The 18,047-nt window shown below is 52.4% G+C and carries 18 protein-coding genes; 16 read left to right on the top strand and 2 right to left on the bottom strand.

Annotated features, from left to right (window positions below; genetic code table 11):
* Positions 1-48 precede the first annotated feature (48 nt).
* Complete coding sequence (locus tag QUB30_RS23485) at positions 49-1,032, bottom strand: AraC family transcriptional regulator (RefSeq protein WP_333338224.1); 984 nt, start codon at positions 1,030-1,032, stop codon at positions 49-51.
* A 461-nt stretch (positions 1,033-1,493) separates the two neighbouring features.
* Here QUB30_RS23485 and QUB30_RS23480 point away from each other — a divergent pair, with 461 nt between their 5' ends.
* The 12 genes from QUB30_RS23480 (at position 1,494) to sufU (ending at position 13,973) form a co-directional block, all read left to right on the top strand.
* Positions 1,494-2,417 (top strand): macrolide 2'-phosphotransferase, encoded by a 924-nt coding sequence (locus QUB30_RS23480; protein WP_333338221.1) that lies wholly within the window; start codon positions 1,494-1,496, stop codon positions 2,415-2,417.
* 162 nt (positions 2,418-2,579) lie between these two features.
* Positions 2,580-3,425, top strand: coding sequence for a 2Fe-2S iron-sulfur cluster-binding protein (locus QUB30_RS23475; RefSeq protein ID WP_333338218.1), 846 nt, complete (start codon positions 2,580-2,582; stop codon positions 3,423-3,425).
* Complete coding sequence (locus QUB30_RS23470) at positions 3,412-4,404, top strand: xanthine dehydrogenase family protein subunit M (RefSeq protein ID WP_333338215.1); 993 nt, start codon at positions 3,412-3,414, stop codon at positions 4,402-4,404. Before QUB30_RS23475 ends, QUB30_RS23470 begins: the two co-directional genes overlap by 14 nt.
* A gap of 18 nt (positions 4,405-4,422) precedes the next feature.
* On the top strand, positions 4,423-6,639 hold the full coding sequence (locus QUB30_RS23465; protein WP_333338212.1) for a xanthine dehydrogenase family protein molybdopterin-binding subunit: 2,217 nt from the start codon (positions 4,423-4,425) through the stop codon (positions 6,637-6,639).
* Positions 6,640-6,869: 230 nt separating this feature from the next.
* Positions 6,870-7,346 carry a MarR family transcriptional regulator gene (locus tag QUB30_RS23460; protein ID WP_333338210.1) on the top strand — a complete coding sequence of 159 codons (477 nt, stop codon included), beginning with the start codon at positions 6,870-6,872 and terminating at the stop codon, positions 7,344-7,346.
* Positions 7,347-7,368: 22 nt separating this feature from the next.
* A complete protein-coding gene (locus QUB30_RS23455; RefSeq protein ID WP_190663286.1) occupies positions 7,369-8,097 on the top strand; it encodes a nitroreductase in 729 nt (242 codons plus the stop codon).
* A 167-nt stretch (positions 8,098-8,264) separates the two neighbouring features.
* Positions 8,265-9,011, top strand: coding sequence for an NAD(P)-binding domain-containing protein (locus QUB30_RS23450; protein ID WP_333338207.1), 747 nt, complete (start codon positions 8,265-8,267; stop codon positions 9,009-9,011).
* Positions 9,012-9,166: 155 nt separating this feature from the next.
* Positions 9,167-10,096, top strand: coding sequence for an NmrA family NAD(P)-binding protein (locus tag QUB30_RS23445; protein ID WP_333338203.1), 930 nt, complete (start codon positions 9,167-9,169; stop codon positions 10,094-10,096).
* Between the two features lie 472 nt (positions 10,097-10,568).
* On the top strand, positions 10,569-11,315 hold the full coding sequence (locus QUB30_RS23440) for an NAD(P)-binding domain-containing protein (RefSeq protein ID WP_333338200.1): 747 nt from the start codon (positions 10,569-10,571) through the stop codon (positions 11,313-11,315).
* A gap of 203 nt (positions 11,316-11,518) precedes the next feature.
* Positions 11,519-12,661, top strand: a complete 1,143-nt coding sequence (locus QUB30_RS23435) for an XdhC/CoxI family protein (RefSeq protein WP_333338197.1) — start codon at positions 11,519-11,521, stop codon at positions 12,659-12,661.
* A 246-nt stretch (positions 12,662-12,907) separates the two neighbouring features.
* Positions 12,908-13,513: a nucleotidyltransferase family protein gene (locus QUB30_RS23430; protein ID WP_333338194.1), complete on the top strand. Its 606-nt coding sequence runs from the start codon at positions 12,908-12,910 to the stop codon at positions 13,511-13,513.
* 7 nt (positions 13,514-13,520) lie between these two features.
* Positions 13,521-13,973: a Fe-S cluster assembly sulfur transfer protein SufU gene (sufU, locus tag QUB30_RS23425; protein ID WP_333338191.1), complete on the top strand. Its 453-nt coding sequence runs from the start codon at positions 13,521-13,523 to the stop codon at positions 13,971-13,973.
* On the opposite strand, the gene QUB30_RS23420 is transcribed toward sufU, so the two are convergent.
* Positions 13,954-14,310: an AraC family transcriptional regulator gene (locus tag QUB30_RS23420; protein WP_333338188.1), complete on the bottom strand. Its 357-nt coding sequence runs from the start codon at positions 14,308-14,310 to the stop codon at positions 13,954-13,956. The genes sufU and QUB30_RS23420 overlap by 20 nt on opposite strands.
* Before the next feature lie 636 nt (positions 14,311-14,946).
* Here QUB30_RS23420 and QUB30_RS23415 point away from each other — a divergent pair.
* Genes QUB30_RS23415 through QUB30_RS23400 form a run of 4 tightly spaced genes read left to right on the top strand, consistent with a single transcriptional unit; the run spans position 14,947 to position 18,014 of the window.
* Positions 14,947-15,723, top strand: coding sequence for an SDR family oxidoreductase (locus QUB30_RS23415; RefSeq protein WP_333338185.1), 777 nt, complete (start codon positions 14,947-14,949; stop codon positions 15,721-15,723).
* A gap of 47 nt (positions 15,724-15,770) precedes the next feature.
* Entirely contained in the window at positions 15,771-15,905 is a 135-nt protein-coding gene (locus QUB30_RS23410; RefSeq protein ID WP_333338182.1) for a hypothetical protein, read from the top strand.
* 12 nt (positions 15,906-15,917) lie between these two features.
* On the top strand, positions 15,918-16,979 hold the full coding sequence (locus QUB30_RS23405; RefSeq protein WP_333338179.1) for an NAD(P)-dependent alcohol dehydrogenase: 1,062 nt from the start codon (positions 15,918-15,920) through the stop codon (positions 16,977-16,979).
* A gap of 27 nt (positions 16,980-17,006) precedes the next feature.
* The gene (locus QUB30_RS23400; RefSeq protein ID WP_333338175.1) at positions 17,007-18,014 is read left to right on the top strand and encodes an aldo/keto reductase; all 1,008 of its coding nucleotides are present in this window, start codon (positions 17,007-17,009) and stop codon (positions 18,012-18,014) included.
* Positions 18,015-18,047 lie beyond the last annotated feature (33 nt).

Here is an 18,047-nt window from a genome sequence, read left to right as displayed (position 1 = left end):
GCCTAATGTTTTAGCGATTTCTGGCCTGATTAGGGCATCTTGAGGATGTCAAGTTGAACTCGCAATCTCCCTAGCAGCTTCTCGCAGCCGCTCCACATCGCGCATCGGTGGTATACCAAAGAGCCGCTTGTACTCTCGGTTGAAGTGCGAGGAATCGTCATAACCCACACGGTAGGCAGCACTGGTAGCGTCAAGGTTTTGCCCCAGCATCAGACGGCGAGCTTCCTGCAGTCGCAGTTGCTTCTGGAACTGCAAAGGACTCATGGCAGTGACAGACTTGAAGTGATGGTGGAAGCTCGATACACTCATTCCAAGCTCTCGTGCGATGCTTTCAATCCGCAGCGGCTGGTTAAAGTCTTTACGAAGTCGATCGACTGCTCTAGCAATTTGGTGGGTAGAGCCACCCAGAACAGCAATATGACGCAGCCGACTACCTTGCTCTCCCATCAGCAGTCGGTAAATGATTTCCCGCTTAATCAGTGGTGCCAGAACATTAGCTTCAGCAGGGGAATCTAGAAGCCTGACAAGCCGCACCACAGCGTCCAAAAGATTTGCATCCAACGGACTTACGTTAATCGCTTTCACATTGGCATCCCTTTGTGGTGAGGGATCGCCCGCCTCAACCATGACTGAACCAACAAGAGTGGGGTCGAGATCGAGGCGAAGGCCAAGGTACGGTAGCGCCTTAGACGCTTCCTGAATTTGGCTGGCAATCGGCAGTTCGACCGTAGCCAGCAAATAATGCAAAGGGTCGTACACATAGCGATCGTTGCCGAGAAGAACTTCTTTGCTGCCCTGAGCGATCGCACAAAAGGCAGGGATAGAGACACTATGAACGCATTCCGAAGGTGAGGAGGAGCGGTAGAAGTGCAATCCTTTCAGCGGCTCAATCGTCCCATCATGACGGATCGCCTGTGCAATCCGCTCAGTCAGTTCGTCTCTGTGGGCTTGCGCTCTGTCTGCAAAGCGCTTTGCCTGCTGGTCGTTCATTAACGACCTATCGGGCTTTTCACTCGGTTTGGCAGCGTTCATTTCTAAGTTTGCAGGATTGTACAACAATCTTAGACGATCGTTCTATTGCTTGCCCTTGAGGATTCTTAGAATGAAGCTAAAGCAATGAACAACCATTTCGGCTTCTTATAAGCATTCTGGATTTGTATACAAGAGTAAACTCAGTTTTGAAACGATGAACATCAAACGAAGTGGCGCACAGCCTTCTGCCAAGGGACCAGCCGAGTATTTTACCGGCACTGTCCAGGGCGTTCGGTCGCAAAAGGGTCTGTTTGCTGCTCACACTGAATCGAGAGGAAGAAAATGAAACTGCTCACCGCAACGGTCATATCGCTTTCTCTGCTCGCTTAATGTCGCCCTTGATTCCACATTCTAGCCCTTTGGTGTAGTGCGGCTAGATATTATTGATGTTACGTTGGGCTAATTTGAGGTGAACGCCTGATATAGATGTTAGCCAATGCTCATGAAGGAGCGAATTTAAAATGACTAAATCTGTTAGTGAAGACTACCAAATCAGGACAATACTTAGCATCGCCGACAAAAATGGCTTCATTTTGGACGCAGACAACTTAAATATTAACAAATCCGGAATGGACTTCATAACTACGTTTGCTACTGCCAAAGAAGATAATACCAAATGGGTATTGCGATTTCCCAGAAGACTTGATGTTCTTGAGCGTATGTATTATGAAAGAGAAGTTCTTGAACTGGTTAAAAGCCAAGTCGATGTGAGCGTTCCCGTCTGGAAAATTGTTTCGGATGAACTGGTTGCCTATCCGCTATTAAAGGGAATTCCTGCCGGAACCATAGATCCAGATATCGGCGATTATGTATGGTACATCGATCCGAAGTCCCCGCCTGCTGTATACATTTCTTCGGTGGCCAAAACACTGGCGCAACTCCACAGAACACACATTGAGGTAGTGAAACAATTCAGTATCCGAGTTCAAACAGTCGATCGAGTGCGGCAATCTATGGCAGAGAATATGGAGAAGACCAGAGAACTGCTTGGTGTTTCTGATACACGCTGGGCACGTTGGCAGGACTGGATTGCCAATGATGCCTTGTGGCCTCAGCATTCGGCTTTGATTCACGGAGACTTTCACCCTGGTCATACGCTTGTGGACAAAGACGGAAATTTGATGGGACTAATCGATTGGACAGAAGCCGCAGTAAGCGATCCTGCCAAGGATTTCGTCTGTTTGTATGCCATCTTCGGCGAGCAAGTTCTCCAGGATGTGCTTGAGCATTACCAAACTGCTGGTGGGATTGTATGGTCTTATATGAAGGAACACATCATAGAACTCTGGAATGCTAATCCCGTGGAATACGCCTTATTCGCCTTGCTAACTGGAAAGGAAGAACATATAGCCGGGGCTCGATCCTCTTTAGCTTGGAGTGGATGATATTGGTTCAATACGGGTGGCCGCCGAGATACCTGCAAATTGGGACAGGTTGTAAATAAATATTGCACAGAAGCGCCTTCGGTGGGTGCAGAGCGTTAGAAGAGTCGGCGCGAAAAACAAACACTTGTCCAGGGATTGTTTGAGAATTTTGCAAGGAGAATTATGGACGATAATCAAGAACCGACAGATTTCAGTTCAACCGAGAGCGATTCGCAGCTCAGCGCGGACGAAGAAACACTGCTCGACCAACTCGGTATTACCGGCGCTTCTCGCCGCAAATTCTTGGGGCAAAGCATGGCTGCCCTACTCGGCACCTTCGCCTTCCACCTGCTGGCTAAAGAGGAGGCCTTTGCCACGCTCGCCGCTGCGCCCGACGCCGTGTTCGCCCCGACCCCTGGGGTTGAAAACGCCGTTAAGGTTCTTTTAAAAATCAACGGCTCGACCCAACGCCTGGAAGTGGATTCGCGGACGGCGCTGCTCGACGCCCTGCGCGAAAGACTTGGATTGACCGGCACCAAAAAAGGATGCGATCAAGGACAGTGCGGCGCTTGTACGGTGATCGTTGACGGGCGCCGCGTGCTTTCTTGTCTGACACTTGCCGCTAGCTGCGAGGGGAAAGAGGTGACGACCATCGAAGGGCTCGCTGACGGCGACAATCTTCATCCGATGCAGGCGGCGTTTATCAAACACGACGGCTTCCAGTGCGGCTACTGCACGCCCGGGCAGATATGTTCGGCGGTGGCGCTTCTGCAGGAAGCCAAAAACGGCGACGCGAGTCACGTCACTAACAATTTGCGGACGAGCACGCAGAATTTAAGTCTCTCTGATGAAGAAATCAGAGAACGCATGAGCGGCAACATTTGCCGTTGTGGTGCGTATCCGGGAATCGTTGCGGCAATCAGAGAAGTTCATTCCGGGCGCGAAACAGCCCAGGCTTGGCATTTCGCGACCGATGAAGAAATTGCCGTTGCATTGAATGAGGGGGGCAAAGCCGATGAAATCGTTTAAATATTCAAGTGCAACTGACGCGGCAAGCGCCGTTCGCACCGTTTCCGCCAATCAAACGGCAAAGTTTCTCGCAGGCGGGACAAATTTGGTTGATTTGATGAAAGAATACGTCGAGCGTCCCAGCGAACTTGTTGACATCTCAGGTTTGAATCTGGCGGAAATTCGATCGACCTCGAACGGAATTTCGATCGGCGCGTTAGCCAAAAATACCGACACGGCTAACCATCCGCTCATCAGGCAAAATTACCCGCTTCTGTCAATGGCGATTTTAGCCGGCGCCTCCGCGCAGCTTCGCAATATGGCGACCAACGGGGGAAATTTAATGCAGCGCACCCGTTGCCAGTATTTTTACGACATCGCTATGCCCTGCAACAAACGCGAACCCGGCAGCGGATGCGGAGCGCTTCAGGGGCTCAATCGAATTCATGCCATTTTTGGCTACAGCGACAAATGCGTGGCGACTTACCCGGGGGATATGGCGAATGCGCTTTATGCGCTTGACGCGGTAGTGAGGATTCGCGGCACGAACGGGCAAGAACGCACAATCGCGCTCCAGGATTTTCATCGCTTGCCCGGTAACACCCCTGAAAAAGATAACAATCTTCAGCATGGGGAATTGATCGTCGCGATCGAAATGCCGAAGAATAACTTCGCCAACAAGTCTTATTACCTAAAAGTTCGCGATCGCGCTTCCTATGCTTTTGCACTGCTTGCCGTGGCTGCTGCTTTAGAAACAAGCGGCAACACCATCAAACAGGCACGCGTTGTTTTGGGCAGCGTCGCGCATAAACCTTGGCGTTCGCCCGAAGCCGAAAGAGTTCTGATCGGAAAACCTGCGACGGAAAAAACTTTTGAGGCTGCTGCCGAAGCGGCTCTCAAAGATGCGAAACCGCTTGAACATAACGGTTATAAAGTCGAACTCGGAAAACGCGCCATTGTTCTGGCTTTGCAGCAAGCGATGACCAGCGGTGCGGCGTAATTAGGGAGGATAAAAGAAATGGCAAGATACATCGGAAAAGAAATGAGCCGCGTGGACGGCGTTGCAAAAGTTACGGGCAAGGCTAAATACGCTGCGGAATTCAAGGTTCCCAATCTCGCCTACGGTTTTATCGTGACGAGCACGATCGCCAAAGGCACGATCAGATCGATCGATACGGCGGAAGCGAGCCGTGCGCCGGGAGTGATTCACATCCTCACCCACGAAAATTACCCGAAGCCTGCGCCGCCGGCTGCTCCGGAACTCAAGCCGGAGATCAACACAGATGTGCCTGATAAATCGTTTCGCGCCCTGCAATCGAATCAGATTTTCTTCAATATGCAGCCGATCGCGCTCGTGCTGGCTGAGACATTCGAGCAGGCGCGTAATGCCGCGCGCCTGGTAAAGGCGACTTACAACGAAGAAAAGTCGATGACCGATCTGGAGAGTTCCTTGGACAAGGCTTTTCTTCCAACTCCCGAAAGCGCCGTAAAACAGCGAGGCAATCCTGTCGAAGCTTTAAAATCTGCGCCCGTGAAAATCGAAGCCGAATATACGATTCCGATCGAGCATCACAACCCGATGGAGCCGCACGCCGCGATCGCTTTCTGGGAAAACGATAAGCTGACGATCTTCGATAAAACCCAGGGCGTTTATGTGGTTCGCGAGCATTTGGCGACGAGCTTTAACATTCCCGCAGAAAACGTTCACGTGATTTCCCCGTTCGTCGGCGGAGCGTTCGGTGCTTCTCTGAGACCGAATTATTATCCGGCGCTGACGGCAATGGCGGCGCGCGTTATCAAGCGTCCTGTGAAAGTGGTTTATACCAGGCAGCAAATGTTTACCGGACACGGGTATCGTTCGCACACCTGGCAGAAAGTTTCGCTCGGGGCCGAAAGAAACGGCAAGTTGACGGCGATCGTTCATGACTCCAGGAATAACTCGTCAACTTACCAAGAATGGGTGGAAAATACGACGACTTTTTCGCGCCCGCTGTATGCTTGCCCTAACGTAGATACAAAGCAGCAAATCGTTAGAACCGACTTGGCGACTCCTACCTCAATGCGTGCTCCGGGCGCCGTGTCCGGAATGTTTGCGATCGAATCCGCGATGGACGAACTGGCTTACGCGCTGAAAATCGACCCGCTCGAATTAAGGCTGATAAATTTCACCGATGTCGATCTAGATAGCGGGAAACCTTACTCAAGCAAGGCTTTGCGCGAGTGTTACCGGCTCGGCGCCGAAAAGTTCGGCTGGAAAAATCGCAATTCTGAGCCGCGTTCCATGCGGGATGGACGGCTTCTGGTCGGTTGGGGAATGGCGACCGGAATTTGGGGCGCGTTTCAGCGACCGGCATCGGCAAAAATCACTTTGAAGTCCGACGGCACCGCGCACGTCGCGAGCGCCACGGCGGACATCGGGCCGGGAACGTACACGGTGATGACTTCGATCGCCGCCGAATACCTCGGTTTGCCCGCCGAAAAGGTCAAGTTTGAACTTGGGGACACTAATTTTCCGCCAGCTCCGGTGCAGGGTGGTTCATTTACCACAGCGAGCGTCGGCTCGGCGATTTATGAATCGGCACAAAACATTAGACGGAAACTGTTGGATTTGGCTAATAAAGATGCGGCTTCGCCTTTTTTGACGGCGAAAATCGAAGATGTCGAGATGCTTGACGGAAAGCTGCAAATCAAAAACAATTCGTCGCAATCGATAAATATTTCCGAGTTAATGCGACGGAACAATCTGACCGAGCTTGTTGACATCCACGAAGCCAAACCCTCGCCGGAAAGAGAAAAATACGCAACCGGCGCGCATGGCGCGCAGTTCATTGAAGTGAAGGTTGACCCGGATGTCGGGACTGTCCAGGTCACGCGCGCAATTGAAGTGACCGCCTGCGGCAAGATCATGAATCCGAAAACTTCGCACAGCCAGGAAATCGGCGGCGTTGTGTGGGGCATTGGTATGGCGCTGCAAGAGGCGACTGAAATCGACCATCGTTACGGGCGGATCATGAATCCGAATTTGCAGCACTATCACGTGCCGGTTAATGCCGATATCTTGGAGATCGAAACGATATTCGTTGAGGAGGACGATAAAGTCGTCAATCCGCTCGGTGTCAAGGGCATGGGCGAACTCGGCATGGTCGGCATCCCGGCGGCGATCGCCAACGCTGTTTTTCATGCCACGGGCAAACGCATCAGGGACCTGCCGATTACGCCGGACAAGCTGCTGTGAGTTAGGTCATTTGTTGAATGAAGTGCCAGCGCTAGTCGCAGCGATCGCCTCCGCGAACCTCAGGGGGCACGGTGCGCGCTGGCAACGGTGGGGAGTGTGGAAGAATCTTCGTACCGTCGCCTTGGTGCAACGCATGGGAAGGGGTGCAAGACTGGTCCAGAAAAAAGTGAATTATAGATATTGAACTATTATGTAGTGTGCTATATAATAGTAGTTGACTGGATTTTTAAATGGATAACAACTCGAACATCAACCAACGGCGACAGGTGGGGAGGCAGCTTTCGTTTGCCCTCTATAGTGCGTCGAACCGCGTCATTCGGCTTCATCGGCCCTTTCTTGAGCCTTTGGGCCTGACCTATCCTCAGTTTCTGGTCATGCTCGCTCTCTACGAGGGCACCCCGCGCACTGTTGGGGAAGTAGGGCAAGAACTCGGTATGGATAACGGAACCTTGACGCCCCTCTTAAAGCGCCTTGAGAGCGCGGGGTTGGTGACGCGCACCCGTGACCTGCAGGACGAACGCCGCGTTCTTATCGATCTGACAGAAGCGGGCGAGGCACTCCGCGAGGCAGCGTGCTCGATCCCTGAAAAGATCGAGACGGCCTGCCGTCTCTCCGATGAAGACCTTGCCGAGCTTCGCGACACCTTGAACGGGCTGGCAATACCCCGTTCAGCCAAGGCTCTCGACCACGAACCACCTTCCAACTGACACCATCTTTTGAGGTTTCACGATGTCAAACGCAACACACCTTTCAAACGGTCTCATTGAATTAGAAAATGAACCATCACAAACGCTCTCTTTTGAAGAGACAGTTCGAGCGCGCCGCTCATTCCGCTCATTTTTACCAACACCCGTCCCTAACGCTCAAATAAAGCAAGTCTTGGAAGATGCACAATATTCTCCATCGAATTGCAACACGCAGCCGTGGAACACACACATCGTTTCGGGCGAAAAGATCAAAGAATTGGGCCGCATTCTAACCGAGCAAAACGAAGCGGAGAATTTCACGCCGGATTTTAGCTTCGATATGGAGTGCTTTTATGGCGCCTATAGTGAACGCCGAATTGAACACGGCAAAACCTTTTATGAGGCGATGGGTGTGGCGCGGGGCGACAAGATCGCGCGTCATAAAGCCGCTGCAAAAAATTACACCTTCTACGGTGCACCTCATGTCGCTCTGCTCTTCATGCCTTCCTTTGGAGATAATGTGCGCGTTGGCGGTGACATTGGAATGTATGGCCAGACGTTTTTGTTGTCTCTGACGGCGCGCGGTTTAGGAGGTATTCCGCAGACCGCCATTGGCTTTTTTGCACAGACCATCCGCGAATATTTGGGTATCTCCGATGAACTCAAGCTGATGTTTGCCATTGCGTTTGGCTATCCAGACTTCACAGCACCAGTCAACAGTGTTCGGATGGGGCGCGTTCCCGTCTCAGAGAGCGTGACCTTTCACCATTAAAAAATGTTCGGATGGGGATGATTGGTCATTTAACAGATGTAACCCACAGACCAGAAGTAAAAGCCGCGCTTGTGCCCTACAATCCGGCACTTGGCTGACTAAAGCAACCCCACTTAAAAGGATTACGCGCATCATTTATCGATAGCGCCACAGGAGGAAAAGTGAACATGAACATCGGAATCTTAGGCACTGGCCATATCGGGAAGACTTTGGCACGCAAACTCAGTGCGGCCGGACACGACGTGAAGGTCGCCAATTCGCGCGGTCCCGAGACAATCGACGTCGACATCCTCAAGAACGGTGCCCGTGCGGTCACCTCCGCGGAGGCGGTCACACGGGTTGATGTGGTGATCGTGTCCACGCCGCTTGGCGCCATCCCCCGGATCGCACCACTGTTCGCAGACGTGCCCGCCGAAACGGTGGTCATCGACACGTCCAACTATTATCCCAAGCGTGACGGCGAAATTGCGGCGATCGAAGGCGGGCAGGCCGAGAGCGAGTGGGTCGCCAGGCAGATCGGTCGCCCAATTGCCAAGGCGTGGAACGCGATCGCATCCGCATCCTTCGCCAACAAGGGCGCGCCTGCAGGGGCAGCGGGTCGCATCGCAATCCCCGTCGCCGCCGATGGCGACCGGGAGCGCGACGTGGCGATGACGCTGGTCGACGAAACCGGTCTCGACGCGGTCTATTCAGGCACGCTTGCCGAGTCCTGGCGCCAGCAGCCCGGATCGCCCTGTTACTGCACAGACCTCAGCCGCGAGGAGATGCCTGCCGCGCTCGCCTCGGCGGAACGTGAGCGCTTGCCCAGGCGCCGCGAGCTTGCGATCGAGGCGATCGTGGAGCGGGTGGGTGATAGCACTACCAACCCTGATTCTGACTATGCCGTGCGCCTGACCCGCGCGCTGTTCATGTGAAGGCGGTCATGGGCTGGAGAACAACTTCCCCGCCCGTCACGCCGATCGTCCCGACCGACCACAACAGTGAGACGTGACATGGCTCGTCACACGATCGTCGAGCCGCGCCACGCCTCTTCCCGTTCGACATCCACACAAACAAGCGGAGAGCAATCATGGCGACCGACAACAGCCCACTCATCTTCCTTATGGGCGTCACCGGCCAGACCGGCCGCTTCATTTTGGAGGATTTCGACCGAAACCCGAGCAACGCACGCATCCGTATCGGGGTGCGCAAGCAGGAGGATCTGGAGCGGTTTCGCAATGAAGGTCGCGACGCGGTGCTGTTCGACCTCGACGATCCGCGCACATTCGGGCCTGCGCTCTGCGGTGTCGATCGGCTCAATATCCTGACCGGCTACACGATCGCCATGACGCACCAGACCAAGACGCTGGTCGACGCCGCCAAGAAGGCGGGGGTGAAGCACATCGTCAATCAGGGCGTCTTTGCCAACGACGACTGCACCGACTCGAAATTCTCCTGGTTCGCGCTGGTCGAGTGCTACATCGAGGCCAGTGGCATACCCTGGACGCATCTGCACCCCAATATGTTCATGGATGGAATGTTGAACGTGTCGCCGCCGACGGGCGGTTCGTTCCCGGTGTTCTGGGGAGAGCAGCGGGTCGGCTACATCGCCGTTACAGATATTGCGGCGGTCACGGCCAAGGTCTTGCGCGACGGACCCGACAACCACGCCTCGAAGAACTATTATCTCAGCACCGAGACGATGACGGGGCCCGAACTCGCCATCATGTTGAGCGAGGTCATGGGCCGCACGATCACCTGCGACGTGCGCCATCCAGCGGACATGGAAGCCTTGTTCAAGGCGGGCGGGTTGAAGGTCGAGGACTGGTACGCCAAGAGCTCGATAGAATTCTGCACACAACTGGCCGACGGGCGGCTGGGCTATTTCGGCACGGTGCGCGACGACATCCCATATCTGCTGGGTCGGCCCGGAACCAGTTTCCGTGCTTGGGCGACAGCACACCGGGCCGAACTGCTCGATCTGGTCGATCGGCGCGCCGACGAAACTCCCACGGAATAACCCTCTTTTATCACTAGCGCGGGAGTATAATTCACTCGGGGTAAGACCGGCCCAATTGACATCCACCCCGACCTGAAGGTACGGGGATTCCCAAACCTCACGATTTGAATTTCTGCTTCTTCGCAACTGCCTCCACCCTAAAAGAGATTTGGTCTTATGTTCGCTCCACAGACTAACCCCGCAAGCCCTGCGGTTTTTACGTATCGAATACCAAACGGAATTCTTAGTAGTTTTGATTCTAGGGATGTTTACCATTGCCCTATCCTCTTTTCCCGGTCTACCGATTTTGCTTCGCCGCCAGCCCAAGGCTGAACTTCGCTCGTATAGGCTGTTTGATCCATCGTCTCGGGTGGGTCGTTGACCAATTACATTCTAATATAAAGCCGTCCTAAAAGGACGAGGTTTCTACCCAATTTTCTGATGATGTACAGCAGTGGAATGAGACTCTTACCCAGTACAAGGAAATCGTTTTATGAAGATAGGCATTCTTGGCACTGGCCATATCGGGAAGACTTTGGCACGCAAACTCAGTGCAGCCGGACATGACGTGAAGGTGGCCAACTCTCGCGGCCCTGAGACGATCGAGGCCGATGTGCTGGCTTTCGGCGCACGCGCGGTCTCGACGGTCCAAGCGGTGGAGGACGTTGACGCGGTGATCCTCTCGATCCCTCTCAACCGCATTCCCACAATCGCGCCGCTAATCGCTAACCTACCAGCCGAGACAGTCGTCATCGACACGTCGAATTACTATCCCCACCGCGACGAAAAGATCGATGCTATCGAGGCCGGGCAGGTTGAGAGCCTTTGGGTGGCCCAACAGCTAGGCCGGCCGATCGCCAAGGCGTGGAACGCGATCGGGTCCGGCTCCTTCGCCACCAAGGGCAAGCCTGCTGGAAGTCCTGACCGTATCGCCCTCCCTGTGGCTGCTGACCGCGAGAACGATCGCTCCGTGGCGATGGCCCTCGTCGAAGACACCGGGCTTGATGCTTTTGACGCGGGCACGCTCGCCGATTCGTGGCGTCAGCAACCCGGCACGCCCTGCTATTGCACCGATCTCACGCGCGAACAGATGGCGGCAGCGCTGGCATCTGCCGACGCATCACGATCGCCAAAGCGCCGGGACTTAGCAGTTGCAGTGATACAAGAGCGACTTGGTGACGCTACGACAAATCCGGATGCCGATTTCGGGGTTCGCCTGAACCGTGCGATTTTTATGTAACGTGAGTTCGGGATAAGAAAGGGACAAGAAAGTAAGCTAAAAGTCATCACACCAAAGCTTTACAGGCTTGTCCCATGATTAGTTTAGAAGAAGAATTTTGCAGGATTGTACAATAACTTGCAAGTATCGTTATATCGTGCCCTATGCTGAAGTCCTTATAATCAAACTTAAACAGTGAGATACAAAAATTTTTAGGCTGAGCAATGAAAGAAATACACGATATTATGGCTGCTTTAGAGCAAGTAAAAGATACCACGAAAAAGCTAGCATTGGCAACTTTAGTTAAAGTGGAAGGTTCAACTTATCGCCGTCCTGGTGCGCGAATGTTGATGAGTGCAGATGGCTTGATAGTAGGTGCAATTAGCGGTGGCTGTTTGGAAAGTGATGTATTTGAGAAAGCACAGCAGGTAATGAACACTGGTAGTCCTTGTGTGGTTAAGTATGACTCGACCTCCGAGGAAGATTTAATTTGGGGGTTGGGGCTTGGCTGTCAAGGCATTGCTTATGTTTTGATTGAATCGTTGCCAGTAAACGAGCCGAACCAAATTAGTTTTGTCCACAAATGCCTTGATGGTCGGTTTGAGAGCGCTATTGCAACTGTATTTAATATAGAGGGTGAAAGCAAATCTCAAATAGGCGATCGCTTGCTACTAAATTCAGATATCATCAACCACATCAGCGATGAGGAATTAGCAGCAGCGGTTTTAAGGGATACACAAGCAGCACTTCAACACAAAACCTCGGTAGGGAAACAATATCAGTTAATAGGCGGGAAAGTTGAAGTTTTTATTCAAGTCATTCAGCCGCCGCTGTCGCTGGTAATTTTGGGTGCTGGGTATGACGTTCTTCCCGTTGTTCGCTTTGGCAAACAGTTAGGATGGCATATTACTGTAGTCGATCACCGCCAACGGGAAGCAAGCCGAAAGCGTTTTCAAGAAGCCGATCGAGTTGAATTTTGTTCTCCTCAGGATGTATTAAAAAAAATCGATATAGATGAGCGTACTGTTGCTGTAGTTATGACTCATAATTATTTAGACGACCTGGAATTGCTGAGAGTGTTATTGCCTTCAGGCTTAAAATACTTAGGCGTACTCGGCCCTAAGAAAAGAACAGCCCGATTATTGCAAGAACTACAACAAGAAGGAGTTATCCCCACTCCACAACAGCAACAAAATTTATATAGTCCGGTGGGACTCGACATTGGGGCAGATAATTCTGAAGAGATTGCTCTGGCGATTATCGCCGAAATTCAAGCAGTAACAGCAAAGCATCAAGGTGGTTTTTTAAGAAATCGCACTCTACCAATTCATGATTCTATCAATATAGCAATTCTAAATGAGCCGTAAATTTTTCACCCCACCCCAGCCCTCCCCTTACTAAGGGGAGGGAGTAAGAAATTCACAAATGATGCGAGGATCGCTATAGCAATTCTGAATGAGCCGTAATTTTTTTACCCCACCCCAACCCTCCCCGAACCCGCGGGGAGGGAGTAAGAGATTCACAAATGATGCGAGGATTGCTATAGTCAATAATCAAAAAGTTAATGGCTAATACGAGTATGTTCTTAATAATCAAAAATTCACAACTTGGGTATGGTATTTAAAATTGGTCTAATTATTCTCGCTGCTGGAGCTGCAACCCGCATGGGAAGACCAAAACAATTGCTTTCTTATCAAGGACGCAGCCTGATACTTCATGCGGTTGAAGTTGCCTTAGCTTCTCTGTGCCAACCTATCATAGTAGTCCTGGGAGCTTATGTAGAACAAATTAAACCGGAACTAATGCCAAAGGCAGTGCAAGTTGTAGAGAACTCCCAATGGCAAGAGGGAATGTCTTCTTCTATTCGCGCTGGTATTAGTATGCTACTGAAAACTAACTCTAAACTTGATGCAGTTATCATCTCACTTGCAGATCAGCCGCTAGTTTCTCCCCAGATTTTCAATCTATTGATTCAGTCTTATCAAGAAACGCAAAAAGTAATTATTGCCTCAAAGTATAACGAAACTACAGGTGTACCTGCCCTGTTTAGCAATGCCTTATTTCCAGAACTGATGGAGCTTGAAGGAGATAAAGGTGCAAAAGAATTAATACAAAAATATATAGATACAGGAGTGATTTTGCTAATACCAGAAGCTGCGATTGATATTGATACCCCGGACGATTACAAGCAGTTGCTATTAAAGAATTTTAAAGAGTGAATAGATTATGAAAACTAACGATCGCCAAATTTACCAACAAGTAATTTTGACACACGCCAGAAAACCGCAAAACAAAGGAAAAACTAACCCAGTACATCGTCAACACCGAGGAGAAAATCCCTATTGCGGTGATGTGGTTGATTTAACGCTGGTACTAGATGAAGGAGAAAGTAAAATTGCAGACATTAAATTTGAAGGTGCAGGTTGTGCTTTGTGCCTTGCTTCTGCTGACTTAATGGCGATCGCTATCAAAGGTAAAACTATTTCACAGGTGCTTTTAATGGTAGAACAGTTCCGCGAGATGGTAATGGGAAATACTCAGTTTGAGGCTCCGTTGCAGAAACTCAATATCATGCAAGGTGTTTCCCGATATCCGATGCGGGTTAAGTGTGCAACTTTGGCTTGGCATACCCTCAAAGCGGCGCTGAGTTCGGTTGAAACTAGGAATGAACAGGTATAGTGACATCCAACAGAGGCACATCCAATAAACTCACGTCTATCGCTTTTACATTGGCACCCCTTTGTTGTGAGGGATCGCCCGCCTCAACCATGACTGAACCGACAAGTGTGGGGTCGAGATCGAGGCGAAGGCTAAGGTACGGTTGCGCTTTGGACGCTTCAAGAATTTGGCTGACACTCGGCAGTTCGATCGTAGCCAGCAAATAATGCAAAGGGTCGTATTGATAGCGATCGCTGCCGAGAAGAACTTCTTTGCTGCCCTGAGCGATCGCACAAAAGGCAGGGATAGAGACACTGTGAACGCATTCTGAAGGTGAGGAGGAGCGGTTGAAGTGCAATCCTTTCAGTCAGTGGCTCAATCGTCCCATCCTGACGAATAGCCTGTGCGATCCGCTGGGTCAGTTCGTCTCTGTGGGCTTGTGCTCTGTCTGCAAAGCGCTTTGCCGGCTGGTCGTTCATTAACTCCATAGCAGGCTTTTCACTCGTTTTGCCAGCGTTAATTTCTAAGTTTGCAGGATTGTACAACAATCTTAGACGATCGTTCTATTGCTTGCCCTTGAGGATTCTTAGAATGAAGCTAAAGCAATGAAAAACGATTCCGGCGAATTGCAAACGTCTGGATTTTTATACAAGAGAAAACTCAGTTTTGATTGGGCAAGAAACCTGCTGAGTGACAACCCAAATACCATCAAAGCTAACCTTGCTTCTTAAAAAATCCATCCCTATTGATAGAGAAGCGATAAGTGCTCAATTTCTACGATTGGGACAGCCACCGAAATGGCATCAAGTGAAGGAATTAAGAAATGGACATTAAACGAAGTGGCTCACAGCCTTCCGCCAAAGAACCTGCTGAGTATTTTACCGGCACTGTCCGCATTGACCCCCTGTTCGAGGCACACGATCGAGCACGCACACTTGGTGCCAGTGTCACGTTTAAAGACTTCCCTAATGGGCAACATGAAAAGGAGTAAAAGATGACAACGAACGAGAATGGAAGCTACATAGGAAAGGTTGCGTTTGTGACCGGAGCAGCGAGCGGCATCGGTCGAGCTACGGCGCTGGCGTTTGCCCGTGAAGGTGCCAGCGTGGTGGTCGCTGACATCTCAGAACAGGGCAATCAAGAAACAGCTCACACGATCGAAGAACTGGGTGGTCGGGCGATCGCCGTCAAGTGCGACGTGACGCGAACCGAGGATGTGAAGGCGGCTCTGGACAAGACCGTTGAGGCTTTCGGGCGACTGGACTTTGCCTTCAACAACGCGGGCATCGCGCCGAGGAATGCTGCTCCGACCGCGGAGTACGAGGAGGAGGAGTGGAACCGGATTATCGACATCAACCTCCGCGGCGTTTTCCTGTGCATGAAGCACGAGATCCCGCTGATCCTCAAGCAGGGACGCGGCGCGATCGTCAACACCTCCTCGGGCGCAGGAATCATCGGCATCAAGGGCAGCCCCGCGTACACCGCCGCAAAACATGGCGTGATCGGACTGACCAAGGCAGCAGCCCTCGACTACGCCGCGCAGAACATCCGCGTCAACGCCGTCTGTCCCGGCTACATCGACACCCCGATGATCGGTCGCTCCATCGGCGCCACGGACGAAGGGCGCGCCAAAGTGGTTGCCCAGGAGCCGATCGGACGGATGGGCAAGCCCGAGGAGATCGCGGAGGCTGTCCTCTGGCTGTGCTCCGACGCGGCTGCCTTCGTCGTTGGGCACGCCATGGTCATCGATGGCGGCTACACAGTGCAGTGATGTTCGCCGCCAACCCGATCGAACCCTAAACGCACGACAACAAAGCATTGTCGCCATCGCCACCTTCACCGCCAACGGCGATGACTCATATCGCCACTCAGGAGGTACTCGACGGCAAGCCCGCGGACTGGCTGGAAAAAGTCAGCGACGAACAGTACCAGGCACCAAAAGTAAACAAATAGGAGCATCAATTTATGTACAACGCCAAAGCTTACTCTGCAGTCAGTGCGACCGCACCGCTCGCTTCCGACACGATCGCACGGCGCGATCCAACCGAACACGACGTACAGATCGAAATCCTCTTCTGCGGCATCTGCCACTCCGATGTCCATGCGGTGCGTAATGAGTGGAGCGACTTCCTGTCTACTACCTACCCGATCGTCCCCGGTCATGAGATTGTCGGACGTGTCACCAAGGTCGGCTCGGCAGTTACCAAGTATAAGCCCGGCGACCTAGCCGGGGTCGGCTGCCTTGTAGATTCGGACCGTACTTGCCCGCATTGCAAAACAGGTCTGGAGCAGTTCTGCCCAAACCAGACCCTCACCTACAACGCCCCAGACAAGCACAAGACTGCTCCAGTCACCTATGGTGGCTACTCTGATAGCGTCGTCGTCGATGAACGCTTCGTTCTGCGCGTTCCAGAGAACCTCGATCTCGCCGGGGTTGCGCCGCTCCTCTGCGCCGGGATCACAACCTACTCGCCTATGCGCCACTGGGGTGTCACCAAGGGCAAGAAGGTAGGCGTGGTTGGTATCGGCGGGCTGGGCCACATGGGTGTGAAGTTCGCCCGTGCATTCGGAGCCCACGTCGTCGTTTTCACCACCTCGCCCGACAAAAAGGAAGACGCGCTCCGCCTCGGTGCTGACGAAGTGGTCGTCTCCCGCAATGCCGACGAGATGCAGCAGCACGCTGGCAGCTTCGATTTCATTCTCGATACCGTCTCCGCCAATCACGACATCAACGCCTATCTCAACCTGCTTCGCCTCGACGGCAACATCACCCTTGTCGGTTTACCTGAGAAGCCCCTGGAGGTCGCGGCATTCAGCCTGATCGTGGCCCGCCGCAGTCTCTCCGGCTCTAGCATCGGCGGCATCGCCGAAACCCAGGAGATGCTCGACTTCTGCTGCGAACATAACATCACCGCCGATGTTGAAGTCATCCCCATCCAAAAAGTCAACGAAGCTTACGAAAGACTGCTCAAGTCCGATGTGAAATACCGCTTCTGTATTGATATGGCTTCTCTGAAATCTGAATAACCGAGGTGGAACCTCGAAGGAGTCATCATGGAAACGCGCAAACTTGGCAACAGCAACCTAGAAGTTTCGGCGATCGGGCTCGGCTGCATGGGAATGAGCTTTGGCTACGGTTCGCCCAAAGACAAACAGGAGATGACCGCTCTTCTGGGGGCTGCGGTCGATCGCGGCATAACATTCTTTGACACTGCCGAAGTCTACGGCCCGTACTTAAACGAAGAGTTGGTGGGTGAAGCCCTCGCTCCCTTCCGCGACCAAGTGGCGATCGCCACCAAATTTGGGTTCGACATCAGTCCGAATTCCGATCCCGGTGGCATGAAGGGTTCACCCGGACTCAATAGCCTACCGGAGCACATCAAGGAAGCCGTGGAGGGTTCGCTCAAGCGGCTCAAGGTGGAGGCGATCGACCTCCTCTATCAGCACCGGGTTGACCCGAACGTGCCGATCGAAGATGTGGCGGGAGCAGTGAAGGAACTGATTCAGGAAGGTAAAGTGAAGCACTTCGGACTTTCTGAAGCGGGAGTGCAAACAATTCGCCGCGCCCATGCCGTTGTGCCAGTCACGGCTCTTCAGAGCGAATACTCCCTGTGGTGGAGAAAGCCTGAAGCGGAGGTGATACCGACCCTTGAGGAACTTGGCATCGGACTTGTCCCCTACAGTCCGTTGGGCAAGGGCTTTCTCACAGGCAAGATCAACGAAAACGCAACTTTTGACAGCTCTGATTTCCGCAGCACTCTGCCTCGCTTCACACCAGAGGCACTCAAGGCAAATCAAGCCCTGATTGATCTGCTTGGTAGTATTGCAGAACAGAAGCAGGCGACCCCGGCTCAGATCGCACTTGCCTGGCTGTTAGCTCAAAAGCCGTGGATTGTTCCGATTCCAGGCACTACGAAGCTGCATCGCCTGGATGAAAATATTGGAGCTATCTCCATTGAACTTACATCTGACGATTTGCGTGACATTGATAACGCTGCCTCCAAGATCACAGTGCAAGGCGATCGATATCCCGAAAGGCTGGAGCAGATGACGGGTCGCTAAGCGGCGAAACCTGTGTTCTGTGTGCAAAACGAA

Source organism: Microcoleus sp. BROC3, assembly GCF_036702515.1.
Classification (GTDB): Bacteria; Cyanobacteriota; Cyanobacteriia; order Cyanobacteriales; family Microcoleaceae; genus Microcoleus.
The sequence above is the reverse complement of the archived record's forward strand: the minus strand, read 5'-3'. Positions and strand labels throughout refer to the sequence as shown.